This is a genomic window from Tessaracoccus yangjingae (genome assembly GCF_055326235.1).
In genome coordinates this window covers 197,796-217,110 of record NZ_JBUZNN010000002.1, presented here as the reverse complement: position 1 = coordinate 217,110, position 19,315 = coordinate 197,796, and the positions used below count along the sequence as shown (strand labels likewise).

The 19,315-nt window shown below is 71.8% G+C and carries 14 protein-coding genes; 12 read left to right on the top strand and 2 right to left on the bottom strand.

Features of this window, described 5'->3' with window-relative positions; genetic code table 11:
* Positions 1–67: 67 nt before the first annotated feature.
* The 6 genes from ACZK5D_RS03840 to ACZK5D_RS03815 all read left to right on the top strand — a co-directional run bounded on the left by ACZK5D_RS03840 (position 68) and on the right by ACZK5D_RS03815 (position 7,984).
* A complete protein-coding gene (locus ACZK5D_RS03840) occupies positions 68–1,000 on the top strand; it encodes a carbohydrate ABC transporter permease (RefSeq protein WP_458996216.1) in 933 nt (310 codons plus the stop codon).
* Positions 1,001–1,005: 5 nt separating this feature from the next.
* Positions 1,006–1,830 (top strand): carbohydrate ABC transporter permease, encoded by an 825-nt coding sequence (locus ACZK5D_RS03835; RefSeq protein ID WP_458996492.1) that lies wholly within the window; start codon positions 1,006–1,008, stop codon positions 1,828–1,830.
* 101 nt (positions 1,831–1,931) lie between these two features.
* Positions 1,932–2,954 carry a LacI family DNA-binding transcriptional regulator gene (locus ACZK5D_RS03830; RefSeq protein ID WP_463664339.1) on the top strand — a complete coding sequence of 341 codons (1,023 nt, stop codon included), beginning with the start codon at positions 1,932–1,934 and terminating at the stop codon, positions 2,952–2,954.
* Positions 2,955–3,058: 104 nt separating this feature from the next.
* On the top strand, positions 3,059–4,219 hold the full coding sequence (gene rhaI, locus ACZK5D_RS03825; protein ID WP_458996214.1) for an L-rhamnose isomerase: 1,161 nt from the start codon (positions 3,059–3,061) through the stop codon (positions 4,217–4,219).
* Positions 4,219–6,717 (top strand): FGGY-family carbohydrate kinase, encoded by a 2,499-nt coding sequence (locus ACZK5D_RS03820; protein ID WP_458996213.1) that lies wholly within the window; start codon positions 4,219–4,221, stop codon positions 6,715–6,717. The genes rhaI and ACZK5D_RS03820 overlap by 1 nt, the downstream gene beginning before the upstream one ends.
* A 61-nt stretch (positions 6,718–6,778) precedes the next feature.
* Positions 6,779–7,984 carry an Nramp family divalent metal transporter gene (locus ACZK5D_RS03815; protein WP_527252168.1) on the top strand — a complete coding sequence of 402 codons (1,206 nt, stop codon included), beginning with the start codon at positions 6,779–6,781 and terminating at the stop codon, positions 7,982–7,984.
* Between the two features lie 4 nt (positions 7,985–7,988).
* Here the strand turns inward: ACZK5D_RS03815 and ACZK5D_RS03810 are convergent, their stop codons facing one another.
* The gene (locus ACZK5D_RS03810) at positions 7,989–8,963 is read right to left on the bottom strand and encodes a ribose-phosphate diphosphokinase (protein WP_458996212.1); all 975 of its coding nucleotides are present in this window, start codon (positions 8,961–8,963) and stop codon (positions 7,989–7,991) included.
* 5 nt (positions 8,964–8,968) lie between these two features.
* Entirely contained in the window at positions 8,969–10,450 is a 1,482-nt protein-coding gene (gene glmU / locus ACZK5D_RS03805) for a bifunctional UDP-N-acetylglucosamine diphosphorylase/glucosamine-1-phosphate N-acetyltransferase GlmU (protein WP_458996211.1), read from the bottom strand.
* A 162-nt stretch (positions 10,451–10,612) separates the two neighbouring features.
* Here glmU and ACZK5D_RS03800 point away from each other — a divergent pair, with 162 nt between their 5' ends.
* The 6 genes from ACZK5D_RS03800 (at position 10,613) to ACZK5D_RS03775 (ending at position 19,308) form a co-directional block, all read left to right on the top strand.
* Positions 10,613–12,694, top strand: a complete 2,082-nt coding sequence (locus ACZK5D_RS03800) for a glycoside hydrolase family 36 protein (RefSeq protein ID WP_463664338.1) — start codon at positions 10,613–10,615, stop codon at positions 12,692–12,694.
* On the top strand, positions 12,687–13,706 hold the full coding sequence (locus tag ACZK5D_RS03795; RefSeq protein ID WP_463664337.1) for a LacI family DNA-binding transcriptional regulator: 1,020 nt from the start codon (positions 12,687–12,689) through the stop codon (positions 13,704–13,706). The genes ACZK5D_RS03800 and ACZK5D_RS03795 overlap by 8 nt, the downstream gene beginning before the upstream one ends.
* The gene (locus ACZK5D_RS03790) at positions 13,696–16,125 is read left to right on the top strand and encodes a hypothetical protein (protein WP_463664336.1); all 2,430 of its coding nucleotides are present in this window, start codon (positions 13,696–13,698) and stop codon (positions 16,123–16,125) included. Before ACZK5D_RS03795 ends, ACZK5D_RS03790 begins: the two co-directional genes overlap by 11 nt.
* 203 nt (positions 16,126–16,328) lie before the next feature.
* Positions 16,329–17,420 carry a ScyD/ScyE family protein gene (locus ACZK5D_RS03785; RefSeq protein WP_463664335.1) on the top strand — a complete coding sequence of 364 codons (1,092 nt, stop codon included), beginning with the start codon at positions 16,329–16,331 and terminating at the stop codon, positions 17,418–17,420.
* 34 nt (positions 17,421–17,454) lie between these two features.
* Entirely contained in the window at positions 17,455–18,204 is a 750-nt protein-coding gene (locus ACZK5D_RS03780; protein WP_463664334.1) for a phosphatase PAP2 family protein, read from the top strand.
* Positions 18,205–18,252: 48 nt separating this feature from the next.
* Positions 18,253–19,308: a LacI family DNA-binding transcriptional regulator gene (locus ACZK5D_RS03775; protein WP_463664333.1), complete on the top strand. Its 1,056-nt coding sequence runs from the start codon at positions 18,253–18,255 to the stop codon at positions 19,306–19,308.
* Positions 19,309–19,315: the final 7 nt, after the last annotated feature.

Sequence of the window (19,315 nt, the reverse complement as noted above, 5' to 3'; positions counted from 1 at the left end):
ACACTGAAACCAGCGGCGCCGACGCCGCCCACGACGACGTGACATTCAGCCAGCCAAGGAGCCTTCCGTGTCCGCCACCTCTACCTCCGCGCGCCCGGCCACCGAGCCGCGCCAAGGCGCCAAGCCGCGCATCTCGCCCGTGCACATCGACAAGAGCTACCCGCTGTGGTTCTTCCTGCCGGGCGGCATCGTCTTCATCGCCCTCTTCATCGTGCCTACGGCCCTGTCCTTCTACTTTGCGTTCACCCGCTGGACGCTCTTCAAGGCCACCTTCGTCGGGTTCGACAACTTCGTCACCTTCTTCAGCGAGCCAGGCCTGGTCGGCGCCCTGGTCAACACCCTCATCTACGCGTTCGTGACCTCCGGCTCCAAGGTGGTGCTGGGCATGCTGCTCGCCGTCGTGCTGGTGCAGCACATCTGGGCGCGCGGATACCTGCGATCGGTGACCTTCTTCCCCGTGCTGGTCTCCGCCGTGGGCGTGGGCCTGACCTTCCAGGTGCTGCTCAACCCCACCTCGGGCGTGGTCAACGCCGCCCTGGGCGTGGTGGGCATCGAGGGGCCGCGCTGGCTCGTCGACCCGAACATCGCGCTGCTCACCGTGGCCGCCATCGACGTGTGGAAGGGCATCGGCCTGGCCACCCTCATCTACATCGCCGGGCTCGTGGCCATCCCGCAGGAGTACTACGAGGCGGCCAAGGTGGACGGCGCCAGCGCCTGGGACATCTTCCGCAACATCATGCTGCCGCTGTCCTTCCCGGCCACCTCGACGGTGATCATCCTCTCCCTCATCGGCGGGCTGCGGTCCTTCGACCTCATCTGGACCACCACCCAGGGCGGACCCGGCTTCGCCTCGGACGTCATCGCCTCGGTGATCTACAAGCAGTACCAGGCCGGCTTCTACGGCCTCTCCACCGCTGGCAACGTGATCCTCTTCATCGTCGTGACCGCGATCATCTACCCGCTCTCGCGGTGGCTCAACTCCAAGGAGGTGGCCCAGTGACCAAGATGAGGCCAATCGGCTACATCATCGGCATCATCGGGATCGCCCTCACGAGCGTGATCTTCCTGCTGCCCTTCGCGTTCATCCTGCTCACCGCCATGAAGCCGCAGCAGGAGGCAAACCTGCTGCAGTTCTCCTGGCCGGAGCAGATCGTGCTGTGGGAGAACATCGTCACGGTCGTCCAGACCCGGGACTTCATGCTCATCATCGCCTTCATCAACTCCACCATCCTCACGGTGGCCAGCGTCACGCTGATGGTGATCTTCGGCGCGATGATCGCCTACGTGCTCCAGCGCCGCAAGAGCTGGCTCAACCCGTGGATCAACGGGCTGGTCCTCGCCGGCCTCATCATCCCGCCGGCCGTTGTGCCCACCATCTGGGTGATGCAGACCCTCGGCATCTTCAAGACCCTGCCCGGCCTGATCCTCATCGAGGTGGCGTTCGGCCTGTCCTTCACCGTGCTCATGATGCGGGCGTTCATCGCCGGCATCCCCAAGGAGATCGACGAGGCCGCCATCGTCGACGGCGCCGGCCCCATGCGGCTGTTCTTCCAGGTGATCCTTCCGCTGCTGCGCGGCGTCATCGTCACCGTCGTGGTGGTGCAGTCGGTGTTCGTGTTCAACGACTTCCAGAACCCGCTGTACTTCCTTCCGGGGGATCAGAACGCGACGGTGCAGCTGACGCTGTTCAACTTCCAGAGCCAGTTCAACACCTCGTACAACCTGCTGTTCACCAACATCCTGCTCATCACCATCCCGCCGCTGATCATGTACATCTTCTTCCAGCGCCAGATCGTGGCCGGCATGACGTCGGGGGCGGTGAAGGGATGACCAGCGCGGCGGGGTCGCCGTCGCGGCAACCTCGTCGCGCACGGCCCCACGGGCTCCGGCGCGTACAGTATGCGCAGCCCCCGGAGACCGATCGGAGTCAGGTGAACCCCCTTCCGCGCCTCAGCATGCGTGACGTCGCCGACAAGGCGCGGGTGTCGATAGGCACGGTCTCCAACGTGGTCAACAACCCGGAGCGGGTGCTGCCCGCCACGAGGGAGCGGGTAGAGGAGGCCATCCGCACGCTCGGCTGGGCACCCAACCAGCAGGCGCAGGCCCTGCGCGCGGGCAAGAGCCGCGTGATCGGCCTCGCCGTCATGGACGTCGCCAACCCGTTCTTCGCCGACGTCCTCCGCGGCGCCCAGGGCCGGCTGGAGGAGGCGGGCTACGCGGCCACCATCGGCGACTCGGACAACCGCCCGGAGCGCGAGGCCTCCGCTCTGCGCTCCTTCCGCGACCAGCGGGTGCGTGGCGTGATCCTCGGGCCCATCGGCGCCACGCCGCCGGAGGTCGAGTCCCTCCTCCAGACGCGGATCCCCACCGTCCTGGTGGACCGCGCGCACGGCGGGACGGGCTGCACCGTCGGCGTCGACGACGAGGCGGGCGGCCGGATCGCCGCCGAGCACCTCATCGCCCAGGGCCACACCGCGCTCGCCTTCGTCGGCGGCCCGTCGACGCTGGCCCAGGTGCGGGACCGCCGCGAGGGCGCCGAGGGCGCTGCCGCCGACGCGGGGGTGAGCCTCCTGGCGGTCTCCGTCGACGCGCTCGACTTCGCCTCGGGGAGGGCGGCAGCCGAGCAGCTGGCCCTGCTGCCCCCCGCCGAGCGCCCCACGGGCATCTTCTGCGCCAACGACATGATCGCCATCGGGCTGCTCCAGGGCCTCGTCGCGGCCAGGATCCGGGTCCCGCAGGACGTGGCCATCGTCGGCTACGACGACATCGACTTCGCCGCCGCGGCCGCCGTGCCCCTGTCGTCGGTGGCGCAGCCCCGTCGCGAGCTCGGCGCGACGGCGGCCGAGCTGCTCCTCGAGGAGATCGACGACCACGAGTCCGGGCGCGAGCACGAGCACCGCACCGTCACCTACACCCCCACCCTCGTCCCCCGCGCGTCCAGCATCTCCTCATGAGCACCACACGCGGATCGCGGGGGCGGCATTGACCTCTCACACTCATAGTTGTATCGTTTCAATAGCTCATACTGAAACGATTTAATCGCGCAAGGAGGCGCCTCATGATCAGCACCATCAGCAAGCAACTCGAGGACCAGGTGATCGAGGTCCCGTCCTGGGCCTACGGCAACTCCGGCACCCGCTTCCGCGTCTTCGGCACCCCGGGCACCCCCCGCACCATCCAGGAGAAGCTGGCCGACGCGGCCCAGGTGAACCTCTACACCGGCCTCTCGCCGAAGGTCGCCCTGCACTACCCCTGGGACAAGGTCGACGACTGGGCCGCGCTCAAGTCCTACGCTGCGGACCTCGGCGTCGAGTTGGGCACTGTCAACTCCAACACCTTCCAGGACGAGGCCTACAAGTTCGGCAGCCTCGCGCACAACGATCCGAAGGTCCGGCAGATGGCGATCGACCATCACCTCGAGTGCCTCGAGATCATGACCGAGATCGGTTCGCAGGACCTCAAGATCTGGCTCGCCGACGGCACCAACTACCCCGGCCAGGGCGACATCCGCCGTCGTCAGGACTGGCTGGCGGACTCGCTGGCCAAGATCTACAGCCAGCTCGGGGCCGACCAGCGGCTCGTGCTGGAGTACAAGTTCTTCGAGCCGGCGTTCTACCACATGGACGTCCCGGACTGGGGCACCTCGTACGCGCACGTCAACGCGCTGGGCGACCGGGCGCTCGTCTGCCTGGACACCGGCCACCACGCGCCTGGCACCAACATCGAGTTCATCGTCGCCCAGCTGCTGCGCCTCGGGAAGCTCGGCTCGTTCGACTTCAACTCGCGCTTCTACGCCGACGACGACCTCGTGGTGGGCGCTGCCGATCCGTTCCAGCTGTTCCGCATCCTGTGGGAGGTCCGCCGCGGCGGCGGCTTCGACCCGGCCACCGGCGTCGCCTTCATGCTCGACCAGTGCCACAACATCGAGGACAAGATCCCCGGCCAGATCCGCTCCGTGCTCAACGTCCAGGAGATGACGGCCCGCGCGCTGCTCGTCGACGCCGACGCGCTGCAGGCGGCCCAGGACCGCAACGACGTCCTGGGCGCGCACGCCATCCTCATGGACGCGTTCTACACCGACGTGCGGCCGATGCTTGCCGAGTGGCGTGAGGGTCGCGGCCTTGCCGCCGACCCGATGGCGGCCTTCGCGGCCTCCGGCTACCTGGCGAAGATCGCCGAGGAGCGCGTCGGCGGGGCCCAGGCCGGCTGGGGCGCCTGATGCCGAAGCAGTCCGTCATCGCTGTGGACCTGGGGGCCACCAGCGGCCGGGTGGTGCTGGCCACGTTCGTCGACGGGCGCGTCTCGCTCGACGAGGTGCACCGGTTCTCCACCGCCGCCCGGCAGACCGACGACGGGCTCCGGCTCGACGCCGTGGCCCTGTTCGCCGAGATCCAGGCGGGCATCGGCCGCGCCATGGAGGCCGCCCCGCACGGGGTGGCCGCGCTCGGCATCGACTGCTGGGCGGTCGACTACGGCCTCCTCGGCGATGACGGACTGCTCGAACTCCCCTTCAATTACCGCGACCCCCGCACCGAGCGGGGGCGCGCCCTGGTCCGCGAGCGGATCTCCGAGGCGGAGCTGTACTCGCGCGTCGGCCTGCAGGACGTGCCGTTCAACACGGTCAACCAGTTGGCCGACGACCTCGCCTCCGGCCGCCTGGAGCGCGCCACCCGCTTCCTCATGCTGCCCGACCTGCTGGGCTACTGGCTGACCGGCCGGGAGGTGGCCGAGCGCACCAACGCCTCCACCACCGCCCTGCTCGATCCGCGCACCGGCCAGTGGGACTGGAAGCTGATCGACCGCCTCGGACTCCCGGCACGGATCTTCGCCGACGTGGTGGAGCCGGGCACGGTCGTCGGCGAGATCGTCGCCGGGCCCGCCGCCGGCGTGCCGCTGGTGGCCGTCGGCTCGCACGACACCGCCTCGGCGGTCGTCGGAGCGCCCCTCGAGGCCGACGATGTGTTCATCTCCTCGGGCACCTGGTCCCTGGTGGGCATGGAGCTCGACGCCCCGATCCTCACTGAGGAGTCTCGGCGGGCGAACCTCACCAACGAGGGCGGCGTGGATTCCACGGTGCGCTACCTCAAGAACGTCATGGGGCTGTGGATCCTGTCCGAGGCCGTGCGCCACTGGGCCGCTCAGGGCCGCGAGCTGTCCGTGCCGGACCTGGTCGAGGCGGCCCGCGCGGTGACCGACGCCCCCCACTTCGACGCCACCCACCCCAGCCTGCTGCCCCCCGGCGACATGGTCGGCCGCGTCAAGGCCCTGGCCGGCGGCGACGAGCGGCTCGAGGACCCGGCGGTGTTCACCCGTGCCCTCATCGAGTCGCTGGCCGACGCCTACGCCGACGTGGTCGACGAGCTCGCCGCGATCACCGGCCGCACCCCCCGTCGCCTCGTCATCGTCGGCGGCGGCTCCCAGAACCGCCTGCTCTGCCAGCGCGCCGCGGACCGCACCGGGCTCCCCGTCTCGGCCGGCCCGGTCGAGGCGACGGCGCTCGGCAACTGCCTCATCCAGGCCCGCGCCGTCGGCATCCTCGGCGGCACCCTCACCGACCTCAGAAAGACCGTGATGGCCTCCACCACCGTGACCCAGTTCCTCCCCCGCCCCGAGAAGGAGCTCGCCGAGATCACCGCGCTCTCCAACGAGTTCGGCGCCAACCCCAGCTTCGTGCGGGCCGGCGGCGGCAACTCGTCGGCGAAGGCCGACGGCGTGCTGTGGATCAAGCCCAGCGGCGTCTCGCTGGCCTCCATCACCGCCGAGGACCTGGTGCCGCTGGACCTGCAGGTGCTGCTCGACTCGCTGGACGCGCCGGACCCCGACCCCAGCCTGGGTGATCCGGTCAACCACATCGCGGGGCTCGCCCGCCGCGACGCCGGCCCCCGCCGTCCGTCGGTGGAGATCCTGTTCCACGCGCTCATCCCGGACACCTACGTGTTCCACACCCACCCGCTGCTCATCAACGCCATCACGTGCAACGCCGACGGCGAGCGCCTCACCGCCGAGCTGTTCGGCAACGACGTGCTCTGGGTGGCCTACGTGGATCCCGGCCTGCCGCTGGCCCGCGAGATCGCGGCCCGCCGCGACGAGTTCTCGGCCCGCACCGGCCAGCCCGCGCCCAAGGCGACGTTCCTCATGAACCACGGCCTCATCGTCGCCGGGGACAACTCCGACGACGTGCGCGCCGAGAGCTACCGGATCCTGGCCCGCATCGAGGAGGCGGTCGCGGCCGCCTCCGCCGACCAGCCGTCGACTGCCGCCGGCGCAGACCTCGGAGCCGTGGCCGAGGCGTTCCGCTCCGCGCTGGGCGCCGTCGCGGTGGCCACCGACGACGGCGACATCGCGCGCGCCTTCCCCGCCACCGAGGCGGGGGCGCGGTTCCTCGTCGAGGGCCCGCTCATCCCGGATCAGATCGTCTACGCCGGCTCGTTCCCCCTCGCGGTGGGCGGCGCCGACGAGGTCCCGGCCGCGCTGGCCGCGTTCCGCGAGGCCCGCGGCGTGGACCCGGTGATCGTGGTGGTGCCGGGCTCTGGTGTTGCGGCGGCCGGCGACTCGGAGAAGTCGGCCACCACCGCCCTGCAGGTCTACGTCGACGCCCTCACCGTCGGCCGCGCCGCCAGCGCCCTGGGCCGGGTCCGCGCCCTCAACGAGGCGGAGCGCCGCTTCATCGAGACCTGGGAGGCCGAGGCGTACCGCCAGCAGGTCGCCAAGGCCTGACCGTCCCGGACGCGGCGTGAGAGCGGCCGACGCGACGCGTCGCCTGCCCTAGACTCCGCGCATGATGGGACGCCGGACGGTCGCGCTGCTGGGGCCGGCGTTCGTCGCTGCGATGGCCTACGTCGATCCCGGCAACGTCGCGGCCAACCTCACCGCGGGCGCCACGTTCGGCTACCTGCTGGTGTGGTCGCTGGTGCTCGCCTGCCTGATGGCAATGGTGGTGCAGTACCTCTCCGCGAAGCTCGGCGTGGTCACCGGGGCCAGCCTCAGCGCCCAGGTCCGCGACTCTCTGGCCAGGCGGCGCTTCGGCGGGCTGTGGCGCGTGCTCTACGCCGTCCAGGCGCTGGCCGTGGCCATCGCCACGGACGTGGCCGAGGTGGTGGGCGGCGCCATCGCCCTCAACCTGCTGTTCGGCCTGCCGCTGCCCGCCGGCGCGGTCATCGTCGGCCTCGTGGCCGTCGTCATGCTGCAGTGGCTCCGCTCACGCGGCGAGGTGTTCTTCGAGGTGCTGCTCATCGGCGTGCTGGCCATCATCGCCCTGGGGTTCCTCACCAGCCTGCTGTGGCTGCCGCCGGACCCGGCGCAGGTCGTCGGGGGGCTGGTGCCCCGGTTCGCCGGGGCCGAGTCGCTCCAGCTGGCCGCCGCGATGCTCGGCGCCACGGTGATGCCGCACGCCGTCTACCTGCACTCCGAGCTCGCCCGCGCCCGGCACCACGGCTCCGACGAGACAGCTCCCCGGCTGCTGCGCGTCCAGCGCGTGGACGTGGTGATCGCGCTGACCGTCGCGGGCGTGGTGAACGTCTCGATGCTGCTGTTCGCGGCCGCAGCCCTGCAGGGCGCCACCGTGGACTCGATCGAGGCGGCGCACGGCGAGATCGCGACCCTCGTGGGCCCCGTCGCCGCGACGGTGTTCGCCGTCGGGCTCCTCTTCTCCGGCGTGGGCTCGGCCATCGTGGGCACCGACGCGGGCGCGGGCATGGTCCGCGACCTCGTCTCCCCGCGCATCACGCCCACGCTGCGGCGGCTGATCACGCTGGTGCCCGCCGTCGCCATCCTGCTGATGGGCCTGCCGCCGACGGAGGCGTTGGTGCAGTCGCAGCTGGTGCTGAGCTTCGGCATCGGCTTCGCCGTGGTTCCGCTGGTGGCCTTCACCGCCAGCCGGAGGACCATGGGCGAGCACCGCAACCCGGTGTGGCTGACGGCGATCGCCTGGGCCGTGGTGGCGGCGGTGCTCGCCCTCAACGTCGCGGTGATCGCGACGGCGTGAGCCTTTAGGCCACGCCCCCGAACAGCGAGGTGACCGAGCCGTCGAGGAAGACGGCGTTGATGGCCTTGGCGATGAGCGGGGCGATCGACAGGACCTTGAGGTTGTTGATCGGCTGCTCGGTGTGGATGGGCAGGGTGTTGGTGACGATGATCTCGGCGAAGTTCGCGCCGTTGAGCCGCTCGGCGGCCGGGCCGGAGAAGATCGGGTGCGTGGCCGCCGCGATCACCTTGGAGGCGCCGCGCTCGTGCAGCGCCTGGGCGGCCTGGGCGATGGTGCCGGCGGTGTCGATCATGTCGTCCACGAGGAGGCAGACCTTGCCCTGCACGTCGCCCACAACCTCGTGCACGGCCACCGTGTTGGCCTTGTCGTGGTCTCGGCGCTTGTGCACGATGGCCAGCGGCGTGCCGAGCACGTCGGTCCACATGTCGGCCAGCCGCACGCGGCCCGCGTCCGGCGAGACCACGCACATCTGGGACACGTCGTAGTTGCTCTTGACGTAGTCGGACAGCACCGGCAGGCCCCACAGGTGGTCGACGGGGCCGTCGAAGAAGCCCTGGATCTGGGCGGCGTGCAGGTCCACGGACATGATCCGGTTGGCGCCCGCGGCCTTGTAGAGGTCCGCCACGAGGCGCGCGGAGATGGGCTCGCGGCCGAGGTGCTTCTTGTCCTGCCGCGCGTAGGGGTAGAACGGGGCCACCACCGTTATCCGCTTGGCCGAGGCGCGCTTGAGCGCGTCGACCATGATGAGCTGCTCCATCAGCCACTCGTTGACGGGGGCGGTGTGGGACTGGATGACGAACGCGTCGCAGCCGCGCACCGACTCCTCGAACCGCACGTAGATCTCGGAGTTGGCGTAGGTGAGCGCGCGCGTGGGCACGATCGGCTCGTCCATGAGGGTGGCCACCTCCTGCGCCAGCTCGGGGAACGCGCGCCCGCTGAAGAGCATCAGGTGCTTGTTGTTCTTGGCGATCTGGGACACAGGGATCAGGCCTTCTTCTTCTCTCGGGACTCCAGCACAGCGGGGTGGACGCTGCCGTCGTGGGCGGCCGCGGCGACGGCGCCCTTCGAGCCCGGGCGGCGCTGGTCCATCCACCCGTCGATGTTGCGCTGCCGGCCGCGGGCCAGGGCCAACGCCCCGGCGGGCACGTCGTCGGTGATCGTGGAGCCGGCGCCCACCAGGGAGCCGGCGGCGATGTCGACCGGCGCGACGAGCACCGAGTTGGAGCCGACGAAGGCGTTGCGGCCCACGTGCGTCGTGGACTTGTACACACCGTCGTAGTTGGCGAAGATCGTGCCGGCCCCGATGTTGACGCCCTCGTCGATGATGGCGTCGCCCGCGTAGGTGAGGTGCGGCACCTTGGCGCCGTCCCCGATCACCGCGTTCTTGGTCTCGACGAAGGTGCCGATCTTCCCGCCCTTACCCAGCTCCGTGCCCGGCCTGAGGTAGGCGAAGGGGCCGACGGTGGCGTTCTCGCCGATCACGGCGAACGAGCCGTGCGTGCGGATCACCTCGGCCCCCGGCCCCACCTCAACGTCCATGAGCGTGGTGTCCGGGCCGATGATGGCGCCCTCCCCCACCGTCGTGGCGCCCTGGAGGATGACGCCGGGCATGAGCACCACGTCGCGGGCGAGGTCCACGTCCACGTCGATCCAGGTGCTGGACGGGTCCACCATGGTGACCCCCGCCATCATCCAGGCGTCGCGGATGCGGCGGTTCATCTCGAGGTTGATGCGGGCCAGCTGGACGCGGTCGTTGACGCCCTCGGTCTGCCACACGTCGTCGATGAGGTGCGCGCCGACGCGCTGCGCGCGCGAGTGGGCGTAGGTGAGCACGTCTGTGAGGTACTGCTCGCCCTGCGCGTTGTCCGTGGTCAGGGAGGCCAGGCCCTCGCGGAGGGTGGCGGCGTCGAAGACGTAGATGCCCGAGTTGATCTCGTCGATGGCCCGCTGCTCGTCGGTGGCGTCCTTGTGCTCGACGATGCCGGTGACGGTGTCTCCGTCGCGCAGCACGCGCCCGTAGCCGGTGGGGTCCTCGACGCGGGCGGTGAGCACGGTCACCGAGTGGTGATGGGCCCGGTGCACGGCCACGAGCTGGCGCAGCGTGTCGCCGGTGAGCATGGGCACGTCGGCGTAGGTGACCACCACGTCGCCCTCGAGCTCACCGAGGTCCGCCAGCCCGCAGGCGACGGCGTGGCCGGTGCCCAGCTGGTCGTCCTGCACCGCCGTGGTGACGGACTCGGACAGCTTCTCGAGGTGGTCCGTGACCTGGTCACGCAGGTGACCCACCACCACCACCAGGTGCGCGGGGTTGAGCGCGGCGGCGGCCGAGACGGCGAAGCTGAGCATGGGCTTGCCCGCCACCTCGTGGAGGAGCTTGGACTTGGCCGACTTCATGCGGGTGCCGCCGCCCGCGGCGAGGACGACTACGGCCGCGACGGGCGCGAGGTCGCTGTCAGTGGTGGACACGGGTGTTTCTCCTTCGGTCGCCGACCGCGAGCTCCGCCGGGGGCTCACCCGGTCAAAATACCAGCCCCGCGCCCGGCGCCGCGCGGACCGTGTCCGGGACAGGCTTGAAACCGTTATCAGAGATGTGCTTGACTGTCCGCGACCGCGCGACAAGGGAGTGACGTGACCGAACTGACCTGGGGACACCCGGCGCTGACGCTGACCCTCTCGACCGCCCCGGACCTCCCCGTCTCGCTCACGTCGGCCACCGCCGACGGCGTGCGTCTCGCGTCGCCCGAGCCCGTGGGACTCGTCCAGATCCTCACCGCGGCCGCCGGTCACGCGCTGGCCAGCACCCGGGTGGGCATGACCGCCCTCGGCGAGCGCCTCCGCTACGTCGGGCACGAGGCGACCACCGACGGGTCCTGGCATCGCCTCAGCCTCACCGTCGAGACGTCCGGCCTCCGAGCCGACGTGAGGCTCGCCTCCCCCGACGGGGTGGCGGCGTTCTCCTCCGAGGTCACCGTCACCAACACCGGTCAGGTCCCCGTGTGCCTGAGATCGGTGGCCTCCTGGGCGGCGCCGCTCGGCGTCGGCGACCCCACCGGCTGGGCGTTCCACAGCGCGGCCAGCGACTGGCTGGCCGAGTCCCGGTGGGGCTCCAGGCCCTTCCGCCCGGACCTGTTCCCGGGCATCGCCGCCCACCTCACCGGCGTGCGCCCGAGGGGTGCCGCGACCCTCACCTCGCACGGCACCTGGTCCAGCGGCGAGCACGCCCCCGTCGCCGCCGCCACCTCGGCCACCGAGGGCGCGGCCTGGCTGTGGCAGGTGGAGCACAACGGGCCGTGGCGCATCGAGGTGGGCGAGGAGTACGAAGACTTCTCCGTCGCCCTGTCCGGCCCCACAGACCTCGACCACGCGTGGTCGCTGGACCTCCGTCCCGGCGGGTCCTTCACCTCCGTGAAGGCCGGCGTCGCGCTCGGCGCCACGCTCGACGACGCCGCCGCGGCCATGACCCGCTACCGGCGGGCCGCCCGGCGGGCGCACCCGGACAACGAGCGGCTGCCGGTGTGCTTCAACGACTACATGAACACCCTCAACGGGGACCCGACGACGGCGAAGCTGCTGCCCCTCGTCGACGCGGCCGCCGAGGCGGGCGCCGAGGTGTTCTGCGTCGACGCCGGCTGGTACGACGACTCCGGCCACTGGTGGGACAGCGTCGGAGAGTGGCTGCCGTCGGCCACCCGCTTCCCCGGCGGGCTGGGCGAGGTGATCGACCGCATCCACGAGCGCGGGATGACGCCGGGCCTCTGGCTGGAGCCCGAGGTGATCGGCGTGCGCAGCGCCATGGCCGCCCGCCTCCCGGACGAGGCGTTCCTGCAGCGCCACGGGCAGCGCCTCGTCGAGCAGGACCGCCACCACCTCGACCTGCGCCACCCGGCCGCGCGGGCGCACCTCGACGGCGTCGTCGACCGCCTGGTGCGCGACTTCGGGGTGGGCTTCTTCAAGCTGGACTACAACATCAACCCCGGCAGCGGGACCGACCACGCTGCGCCCAGCCCCGGGCACGGGCTGCTCGAGCACTCCCGCGCGGTCCTCGCGTGGCTCGACGGCGTCCTCGACCGCCATCCGGGGCTGATCCTGGAGAACTGCGGCTCGGGCGGGATGCGGGCGGACTTCGCCATGCTCAGCCGCCTGCAGCTGCAGTCCACCTCGGACCAGCAGGACTTCCGGCTCTACCCGCCGATCGCCGCGTCGGCGCCGCTGCAGATGCTCCCCGAGCAGGCCGCCAGCTGGGCCTATCCCCAGCCGGGCATGGACCCCGAGGAGATCGCCTTCTGCCTGGTCACCGGGCTGGTGGGGCGCATCTACCTGTCCGGCTACCTCAACCGGATGGCCCCGTCGGAGCTGGGCCTGGTCCGCGAGGCGGTGGCCGCCGCGAAGCGGCTCCGGGCCGACCTCCCCCACGCGGTCCCGTGCTGGCCGCTCGGCCTGCCCGGGTGGACCGACCCGTGGGTGGCGCTGGGGCTCCGCACCGGCGACGACGTACTGGTCGCCCTGTGGAAGCGGGCCGAGGCCGACCCCGCAGCGCTCCCGTTCCCCGGGCTCGCCGGGCGCGCCATGACCGTGGTGCTGGAGTTCCCCGGCGAGGCGGACGGCTGGGACCTGAGCTGGGACGCCGGCACCGGGACGCTCCTTGCGGACACCGCGATGACCACCACCGCCCGACTGGTCCGCCTCACGCCCGCCGACGGTCGTGGCTGACCCGACGGCGCCCCCCGCCACCATCAAGGACGTGGCCGCCGCTGCCGGGGTCTCGGTGCCCACGGTGTCGCGGTTCCTGACCGGGGCGGCGCGCGTGAGCGACGACAAGCGCCAGCGCATCGCCGCCGCGATCGCGGAGCTCCGCTTCACCCCCAATCCCGCCGCCCGGGTGCTGGGCGGACGGGCGCCCGGCGTGGTCGCGGTGCTGGCCGGCAACACGTCGCGCTACGGCTACGCGGAGACCATCCGCGGCATCGAGGAGGCCGCCCGCGCCGGCGGGCACCTGGTCACCATCACCGCCCTCGACGGCACCGGCGAGGCGGACCTGGACGCCGCCCTGGCCTTGGCGCTGTCGCAGCCGGTGGCCGGGGTGATCGTGCTGGCCTTCGACCCCGCGGGTGTCGCGGCCCTGCACCGCCTCCCGTCGGGCGTCCCGGCCGTCGCGCTCTCGGGCGGCCGCTTCGACGGGCGGCCGCAGATCGTGATCGACGAGGACCAGGGCGCCTTCGCGCTCACCACCCACCTCCTCTCGCTGGGCCACCCGACGGTGCATCACGTCAGCGTCCCGGCGCCGGGCGGCGAGGGGGGCCGCACCCTCGGCTGGCGGCGTGCGCTCGTCGCGGCGGGGAGGCCGGTGCCGCCGATCATCGAGGCCGGCTGGGACCCGGCAGAGGCGCGCCCCCTCGGCGCCGCGCTCGCCGGCCGCGACGATGTCACGGCCGTGTTCTGCGGCAACGACGAGGTGGCCATGGGCGTCATCGCCGGCCTCCGCGACGAGGGCCTCGCGGTCCCCCGCGACCTCAGCGTGGCCGGCTTCGACGACCATCCGCTGGCGGCACTCTGGGACCCGGCGCTCACCACCGTCGCGCAGGACTTCGCCGAACTCGGCCGCCGGGGCTGGCAGCTCCTCCGCGACCCCGCGTCGGGCCCGCGCCTGCTCACCCTCACCCCAGACCTCATCCTGCGTGCCAGCACCGCCGCCCCACCGGAAGGCCCACCCCGTGACCACTGACCGCGACCTCCTCGTCGACTTCGCCTCCCCCGTCGGCCCCTTCCGCGGCGGCGCCTCCGGCACGCTGTACGGGCTCGGCGACGACGGCGTGCCCACCCCCGCGCTGCTCAACGGCGCCCACCTCACCAACACGAGCCAGAAGGCGCCCTTCGGGACGCAGCACCCCAGCGGCGACGCCCTGGCGGTCGAGGACGGGTTCTTCGCCAAGCACGGCCGCGACATGTACATCTACATCCAGGACCACTACCCGGACTGGCCCTACCACGGCGGCCGGCGCCCCGGGGACGTCGACGGCCGGTGGAGCTTCCTCGACGTCGTCGAGCGGATCAGCGACGCCGTCGCCACCAGCTCCGCCCGCCCCCGCGACTACGTGCTCATCCCGTTCAACGAACCCGACGGCGGCAACTGGTACCCGGAGTGGCCCGAGCACCGGGAGCAGTTCCTGGCCGACTGGCTCGCCGTCGTCGGCGTCATCAGGGACGTGTGGGCCCGGCACGGCCTCGGCGAGCCGCGGATCGGCGGCCCCGGCGACATGCAGTGGCAGCCGGAGCGCACGGCGGACTTCCTCGAGTTCGCCGTCGTGCACGGCTGCCTGCCCCAGGTGTTCATCTGGCACGAGCTCGGCATCGAGAACCTCGGCACGTACCGCTCTCACCTGCGGGAGTACCGGGCCATGGAGGCCGAGCGCGGCATCGCGCCCATCGAGGTCAACATCACCGAGTACGGCATGCTCCGCGACATGGCGGTCCCCGGCCAGCTGATCCAGTGGCTGGCCATGTTCGAGGACACCAAGGTGGACGCCCAGATGGCGTACTGGAACTACGCGGGCAACCTGTCCGACAACACCGCCCGCGCGCACGGCGCCAACGGCGGATGGTGGACGCTCAAGTGGTACGGCGACCTGGAGGGGTCGACGACCGTCACGGTCACGCCGCCCCAGCCGGACGTGCCGGACACGCTGCAGGCGATCGCCGCCGTCGACGCCGCCAACGCACGGGCAACGGTGCTGTGCGGAGGAGGCGACGGTGAGTTCGTCCTGACCATGACGGGCCTGGATCCGGCGCTGTTCGGCCCGCTGGTGGATGTCGAGGTGCGCGAGGCCACGCTCACGGGGATCGACGGGCTGCACCCCGCGCCGCGCGTGGTGTCTGCACTCCGCGGGGAACCGGTGGGCGACGGCGCCTTGAGCCTTCCCCTGACCTGCGACCGGTTCTCCGCCTACCAGCTGCTCATCACGCCGGCCTCCGCGGCGCCGCCGACCGGCCCGGCGCCCTGGTGCGCCACGGTGGAGGCCGAGGACACGGCCCTGGACCACGCCGAGGTCACCCGTTACGACGCGAAGGCGGCGGAGGGCTGGCAGTTCCTCGCCTCGGGCGGGGCGGACGTGTCGAGGTTCCGCGAGCCGGGCTCGTCGGCCACCTGGGCCGTCGACGTACCCCGGGACGGGACCTACCGCTTCCAGGCCATCGCCGCCGCGGCGGGTGAACCAGCCCGGCACGCGCTGTTCGTCGACGGAGGGTTCGCGGCCTTCCTCGACCACCCGGCCGGCCTGGCGCTCAACGAGCGCTCCCGCGGCAGGTACCGGGGCAGCGCCGAGGCGCTGATCAGGCTCCCCGCGGGGCGGCGGGAGCTGTCGCTGCGGACGAGCGTCGACGGCGTCACCCTCCTGCCCGGGGCCGAGGTGACGCTGGACCGGTTCGTGCTCATGGACGCCTCCGACGGCGACCCCACGCTGCACCCCGCCGCGACCTTCAGGCTGTCCGGCGGCGCCCGGCTCGACTGGGCGGCGGCTGGCGCGGCCACGTTGGCCGAGGGGGGCCGGGCCGACGTGTATGTCGCGGCCTGGGAGACGGGCTACCACGACGTGACGGTGGCGTTGGCCGACGGGGCGGCGGCCGTCGGGCTGCGGGTCAACGGCCAGGATGCGGGGACTGTGGGGGTCGCGGCGGGCGCGGACCGTGCCGCGGCGAGGGTGTTCCTGGTGCAGGGCGTCAACGAGCTCGAGCTCTTCGGCGCAGGGAGGACGGTGAGGGTGGCGTCGCTGCTCGTCACGCGCGCTCACGAGGGAGACGCCGCCGCGATCCGGCTGCCCTGGCACGACGGGGCTGCCATCCCCCGGACGGAGGCCCTGGCGACGACGGGCGAGTTCGTCGTGGTGGTGACGTATGCCAACGCCGAGCTGCGGGGCGAGCACGACTACAACCCGCAGGTGGTGGACCGCCTCGTCGAGGTGTGGGAGGGCGAGGGCCGCGTGGGCCGTGCCCGCTGCCGCTACACCTACTCCTGGGCCAACTTCTTCGAGCGTGCGCTCCCCGTCACCCTCGCGACGGGGGACGAGCCGCTGCGCCTGCTGAGCTCCGCCGGGGAGCCCCCGCTGATCCGCGAGGTGGTCGTCGCCGCGACGGCGCTCCGCCGCTGATCCGTCGCCGGGCAGGTGGTTGCCCGGCTTTTGGGTGGTGAGAGAACCAGCTCATCGGCGTCCGGCGCGGCGCTGCGGCATGCACTCTCGGGCCGCCCTCCATGCCTTGACACCTGCCGTTTGCGCGGATCACCGTTGATATCAAGGGGGCATGACAGGGGACGACGGTCAGGCTCCCCGAGCCACCGACCAGAGGGGCCTCGATGATGAAGCGCGCGCTGGCGGCTGCATCGGCCGCCCTTGTCGTCCTGGCCTCCGCCTCGACGGCCGTGGCCGCACCGCCGTGGGAGGGCCCGATGGCGCTGGCGGACGGCCTCACCACTCCCCTGCACCTCGCCGCCGGTCCCTTTGGATCGGTCACCGTGTCCGAGGGTGTCACCAGCAGGCTCACCACCGTCGCGCAGGTCGAGGTCAGGACCGTTTACGAGGCCGTCGGGTCTGACGTAGGCGGAGTCGCCTACGACGGCAGCACCCTCGTGTTCGTGGAGAGCCGCAGCGTCGGGCCGAACGCTTCTACGCCGGTCAGTTCATTGAAGTCCATCGATCCGGACGGCGTCGTCCGGACGATCACCGATGAGCTCGCCCGCTACGCCGTCGACGACGACCCTGCCGACACCGTGGAATACGGCCTGACCAGCACGGATGCCTCGGACAACCTCCTCTGCGTGGCCGAACTGGAGGCGCTGGGGGTGCCCGCGCGCTACAGGGGCGGAGACGTTGAGCCCCACTCGCACGTCGTGTCCGTGGCCGTCGCGCGCGCCACGGCCTACGTGGCCGACGCGGGGGCGGGCGCGGTGCTGACGGTGGACCTCCGCTCCGGCGAGATCCGCTCGATCACGGTCCTTCCCTCGATGGAGGTCCTCTTCTCCGAGGAGTCCGCGCGGGCCTCGGGGATGCCGTCCTGCGCGGGCCTGCGCTACGACTTCGAGGGGGTGCCCACGGACGTCGAGGTGGGTCCGGACGGCCGGCTGTTCGTGTCGGCCGTGCCGGGAGGCGCAGCGGAGAGGATCGCTCCCCCGTTGGGCGCGGTGTACCGGGTGGACACGGCGACGGGTGTCTCCGAGCTGTACGCCGACGACCTCATCACGCCCACCGGCATCGCGCTCGACGACGCCGGCGGCCTGTACATCGCCTCCCTGTTCGGCCCTGGGATCCTCAAGGTCGCGCACGGGGGCGGGGAGGCGGGCCTCTACCTGCCCGCCTACCGTGCCGCCGACGTCGAGGTGAGCCGCTCCCGGCTGTTCGCGACCATCCGCGTGCTGGGCAACGGCAGGGTGATCACCGAGCGGCTGTAACCAGCGACTGGTGTCGCGGGGGAGACTGGGTCCCATGCCGAACGCCGTCGCCAAGCCCGCTCCCGCCCCCACACCCGCCTGGTACACGGTTCTGTGGGGCGCGACGGGCATCGCGGCCGTCGTCGCCGTCCTCGGGTTCTGGATCGCCGGGGAGGTGCTCGAGTCGGTGACCGAGCGCGACGGGGTCGCGATGTGGGACAGACCGGTCCTCGACTGGATGATCGCCGCGCGGAACCCCACCGCCGACGCGGTGATCGCCTGGTACTCCAACACTGGCGGCCCGCTCTGGCAGCCGATCATCACCGCGCTCGTGGTCGCGTACCTCTGCTGGCGCTACCGCTCGGCGCGCCCGCTCCTCCTCACGGTCATCGCCGCGGGAGGCGCCTTGGCCATGACGGTGCTGGGCAAGCGGGCGGTGGGGCGGGTCCGCCCGCCGTTCGAGCAGTCCATCCCGCCGCACGAACTGTCCGCCAGCTTCCCCAGTGGTCACAGCCTCAATGCCGTCGTTATCGCCGGCATCCTCTGCTACCTCATCCTCATCCACCTCGACGGACGACGGCCGGTGGCCCGGGCGGGCTGGGTCGTGTTCTTCGTGGCCTACGCGGTCACGATGGGCCTGAGCCGCGTCTACCTGGGGCACCACTGGCTGACCGACGTCCTCGCGGCATGGGTGCTGGGCCTCGCGTGGCTGGCGATGGTCATCGGGGTGCATCGGCTGTGGCACGCCATGCGTCCCCAGTCCGACAAGGGAGCCCTCCCGCAGTCGGGGGAACCCGTCCAGTAGCATCCCCTCAGGCCGCGCCCGCGGCGCACAGCACCCCGAGGAGGCGTCGTGGCATCGTCGGCCCACACGCCACGCCGCCCCAACCTGGAGCAGGTCGCGGCTGCCGCCGGGGTATCCAGGGCCACGGTGTCGCGCGTCGTCAACGGCGTGTCGACGGTCGATCCCGAGCTGCGGGAGCGCGTGGAGCGGGCGATCGCGGAGATGCGCTATGTACCCAACCAGGCGGCCCGGACCCTGGCGACCAGCCGGACCGATGCGGTCGCCCTGGTCGCCGCCGAGCCGGATCCACGCGTCTTCGGTGACCCGTTCTTCTCCGCCATCGTGCGCGGCGTGAGCCAGGAGCTGCTGGAGGCCGACGTCCAGCTGACCCTGCTGATGGCCCAGTCCTACCCGGACCTCGACCGCATCGAGCGCTACCTGCGGAGCGCCCCGCTCGACGGGGTGCTGCTCATCTCCGAGCACGCCACCTACAACCCCATCCCCCGCGCGATGCACGACGCCGGGCTGCCCCTCGTGATCGGCGGGCGGCCGATCGAGGACGGGCTGGGCGTCGCCTACGTCGACAACGACAACGTGGGCGGCGGCCGGATCGCCGCGGAGCGTCTGCTGGAGCGGGGATGCCGGAGGATCGCCACGGTGGCGGGGCCGGCCGACATGTCCGCCGGCATCGATCGCCTCCGGGGCTTCACGGACGCGCTCGGAGAGCGGTTCGATGCCGGCCTTATCGAGCGAGGTGACTTCACCCAGTCCAGTGGGGAGCTGGCAACGGAGCGCCTGCTCAGCCGCGCGCCGGACATCGACGGAATCTTCGCGGCTTCGGACCTCATGGCTCTGGGCGCACTGCGTGCGCTGCGCCGGGCAGGCCGGCGGGTTCCCGACGACGTGGCGGTGGTGGGCTTCGACGACATTCCGCTGGCGGCCGCCGCCGAACCGCCGCTGACCACGGTGCGCCAGGACACCGTGATGCAGGGTCGCGTGATGGCGCGGATGCTCCTCTCCCGGGTCCGCCCAGACCGATTGCCCCCGCCGGACGAGGTCCCCGACGTCCGCGCCGCGGACCGGGTGGTGCTCCCCGTCAGCCTCGTCGAGCGCGATTCCGCCTGACCCCTTG